Consider the following 3,346-nt stretch of genomic DNA (forward strand, 5'->3'; position numbering starts at 1 on the left):
ACTCCTGACCTCTTCAATGCCATTGAAGCGCTCTCCCAGCTGAGCTACAGCCCCATCTTTAACAAATTAGAGTAATCTACAACCTAATCAGATACTGTTAAGACATCTCTTCCATTAAGTATACGACGTCGGTGTTATTGTGTTTTTCATCCCATTCGACCATCCAAGGTGCACTCATTGCTTCTTGCATTTTGTCAAAATCTAGCACATGCGCAATTGTAACGACTTTACACCATCCTTCTTTATCGTATGGAAGTTCAGCACTTTCATGTTCCGTCATAGTTCCTGGAAATTCAGTAATGGCTTTTGACATAACATTTTTGAAGTCATCAAATGTGCCTTCAAAAGTAGATGTAAAACAAACATTCATTTACGTTCTCCTTTGGTTTTTTTCTGGCATGCTAACCAGACTATTCGGAATACCTTATACAGAACCACTGCTCAGCACCGAATTTATAGCATCTATTTTCTTATATATAGAATGCAAGTTAACATATTTTTTCAGGACAATAAATACATGAAAAAATTTAACCAACAATTATACGAACAGTTATGTATAATTACCTCTATTACAACTATATATAATTACTGGAGTCTGATTTATGTCACTGGATTTGGGGCTAACATTAATCCCAATAGAGATTTCATTTATTGAATTTATAGTCCTTTGTTTAATTAGTTTTTTTTCATCTGCACTTTCTGCTTCTATAGGGTTAGGTGGTGGAATTATGACTATTACCGCTTTTATATACCTAATCAACCCACTAGCAGTAATACCTGTACATGCAATTACACAAGCAAATTCTAATTTTTTCAGGGCTCTAATGATGAGGAAAGATATAAGTTATACTTGGATTAAACCTTTCATAGGAGGAACAATATTAGGTGTCACAATTGGCGGACAACTTGCATTTAACATGCCCAAACATTTACTAGAAGGAATTATTGGTATATTTGTAATTTATTCATTATGGGGTCCTAAGTCGATTAATTTTACTAAACCAACAAATCTTATATCGTTGTTTACAGGTATAATCACATCTTTTGCTACTATGTTTGTTGGCGGTACTGGTCCTTTAGTTGCTCCATTTGTTAAATCTACAACAAATGATAGAAAAGTCATCGTAGCAACTCAAGGTGCCTATATGTCTATACAACATGGACTAAAGATCTTAGTATTTGGGATATTAGGATTTAATTTTGGCCCGTACATAGTCTTAATAATTTCTATTGTTCTATTTGGAATATTAGGGACATGGTTTGGTAAATACCTACTTAATCTTATGCCAGAAAGATTATTTATTATAGGATTCAATTCAATTATTACAGCTCTAGCAATAAAATTAATTTACTCTCCAATTAAAGTGTGGTTTTTTTAGGTTAACTTATATTTGGAAAGGATATATAAAAATGGGCTTTTCATTGGAATTTATAAAAAACCCAATTCAAATTGGTTCACCTTTCCCTTCATCTCAATCTCTTGCAAAACTAATAGTAGATTCAGCCAAATTACAATCAAATGCAACGATAGTTGAACTTGGCCCAGGAACTGGCAGTATTACCAAACAAATACTGAAACAAACTTCTTCTGATAGCCTTTTTTTTGCAATAGAAATTAATGAAATGCTTTACAAAAAATTTAAGGAAAACTTTCCAGATACAATAATTCACCACGGTACAGCAAATGAAATAAAAAAATATTTAAAAATACATGATAGAACTCAGGTTGATTGTATTATATCTGCAATACCATGGGCCACTTTATCTATTGATCTACAACAAGAATTATTTTCCGAAATATATGATGTACTTGCACCTGGTGGTAAGTTTATTACTATTGCATTATTGATTGGAACCTTTTTCTCTAGGGGTAAAAAATTTAAGCAATTACTTAATTCTAATTTTAAATTAGTTAATAAAACTCCTGTCGTGTGGAAAAACTTACCTCCAGCTATTGCATATATTTGTGAAAAGTAAGTTCAATTACTTAAGTGTTTTGAAATATCTTCAAAACTCTCCACAGCAATATCAAATCTAGATAAGTCGCCGTAGTCTTCGCTTTTCCCTGTTCCGAATTCATTTGGTCTATGGACATAACATGTTTTCATGCCAGCTCTATTTGCTCCATCCAAATCATATGCATGAGACGCTACCATCATTGATTCTTTTGGTAATACATCTAACATTTTTATTGCCCCTAAGTAAACTTTTGGATCTGGTTTATATGTTCCAAAAAATTCAGTCGATAATATAGTATCCCAAGGGGCATTAGAATTTTTTGAAAGTTTAACCAACATAGATAAATTACCATTAGAAAGTGCTGAAATTATATAATTTTCTTTTAAATCTTTTAGTCCGGATAATGAGTCACTCCATGGAATTAACCTATGCCATGACTGATTAAATTCAATTAATTTATTTTTATCTATGTTTTGTATCTTAAGTTCTTCTAATAATTTGTTCAGAACTTCCATATGAATATCATCCATAGAGAGATACGTTCTTTCTCCTTTAGCAACTTGAGATTGTAGTAATCTAAATCCTGCTCTCCAATTATCCGTAAACTTGAATTCATCAAATGTTAAATTATTTTCTTTTGTAAAAGTTTTTGTTTCTTGATAAATAGAATTATGCCAATCAAAAACAGTTCCAAATACATCAAAAAAAATTGCTCTTACATTTTTTATTTTCTTCATAATTATAGATTCTTGATTATAAACCTAGTCGGTTTGATTCTTCATGTACTTTATCTAAATATTGCTTAGCCCCAGATATTAATAGTCTATTAACAGAACTATGGAAGTAACGAACACCAAATTCTAGCCACATAGTAGTTTGGTCTTCTGGACAACTACATCCTGCCCATTTACCTGCATCTAGAACTTTACCAAGAGCCTTTTTACCTGCTTCAACAACCTTCGGATGAGTCATTTGCCCAGGATATCCCATAGCTGTAGATAAATCACCGTGCCCAACAAAAACAACATCAACCCCATCTACTTTAGCAATTTCTTCTGCATTCTCAATCCCCTGTGGAGTTTCTACCATAATACAAACCAAAGTTTCTTCATTACCATGATTAAGGTAATCTGGAGCTGACATACCTAATCCAAACTTATTATTTCTATTTGCAACAAAATATCCCCTTTTACCCACTGGAGGATATTTAACTGAATCAACAATAATTTTTGCTTCTTCAGCTGTCTGAACTTGAGGTGCCTGAATACCGTGTGCTCCTAAATCTAAAAATGGTCGAATAATTTCCGGCGTATTTCCTATAGGTCTAACAATAGGAGTTATGTTAGATGATTCACAACTTTGCACACATTGTGGAAATACCTTAGTA

The 3,346-nt window shown here is 32.6% G+C and carries 5 protein-coding genes; 2 read left to right on the forward strand and 3 right to left on the reverse strand.

Going from position 1 to position 3,346, the window contains the following annotated elements; translation table 11 throughout:
* Nucleotides 1-97: 97 nt before the first annotated feature.
* Entirely contained in the window at nt 98-370 is a 273-nt protein-coding gene (locus FI695_00040; protein ID MQG50352.1) for a hypothetical protein, read from the reverse strand.
* Nucleotides 371-602: 232 nt separating this feature from the next.
* Here FI695_00040 and FI695_00045 point away from each other — a divergent pair, with 232 nt between their 5' ends.
* Both FI695_00045 and FI695_00050 read left to right on the forward strand, forming a co-directional pair.
* Nucleotides 603-1,379, forward strand: coding sequence for a sulfite exporter TauE/SafE family protein (locus FI695_00045; protein MQG50353.1), 777 nt, complete (start codon nt 603-605; stop codon nt 1,377-1,379).
* Nucleotides 1,380-1,410: 31 nt separating this feature from the next.
* Complete coding sequence (locus FI695_00050; GenBank protein MQG50354.1) at nt 1,411-1,977, forward strand: methyltransferase domain-containing protein; 567 nt, start codon at nt 1,411-1,413, stop codon at nt 1,975-1,977.
* 2 nt (nt 1,978-1,979) lie between these two features.
* Here the strand turns inward: FI695_00050 and FI695_00055 are convergent, their stop codons facing one another.
* On the reverse strand, nt 1,980-2,696 hold the full coding sequence (locus tag FI695_00055) for a haloacid dehalogenase type II (protein ID MQG50355.1): 717 nt from the start codon (nt 2,694-2,696) through the stop codon (nt 1,980-1,982).
* Between the two features lie 16 nt (nt 2,697-2,712).
* Nucleotides 2,713-3,346, reverse strand: a 634-nt coding sequence (locus FI695_00060; GenBank protein MQG50356.1) for a 2-dehydro-3-deoxyglucarate aldolase, incomplete at its 5' end; no start/stop codon positions are given.

It is taken from the genome of SAR202 cluster bacterium, assembly GCA_009392515.1.
Lineage (GTDB): Bacteria > Chloroflexota > Dehalococcoidia > Lucifugimonadales > UBA6952 > UBA6952.

Excerpts from the sequence above, each read along its gene's own strand:
- FI695_00050 (MQG50354.1), top strand. The coding sequence starts at position 1,411 with ATGGGCTTTTCATTGGAATTTATAAAAAACCCAATTCAAATTGGTTCA.
- FI695_00045 (MQG50353.1), top strand. The coding sequence starts at position 603 with ATGTCACTGGATTTGGGGCTAACATTAATCCCAATAGAGATTTCATTT.
- FI695_00040 (MQG50352.1), bottom strand. The coding sequence starts at position 370 with ATGAATGTTTGTTTTACATCTACTTTTGAAGGCACATTTGATGACTTC.
- FI695_00055 (MQG50355.1), bottom strand. The coding sequence starts at position 2,696 with ATGAAGAAAATAAAAAATGTAAGAGCAATTTTTTTTGATGTATTTGGA.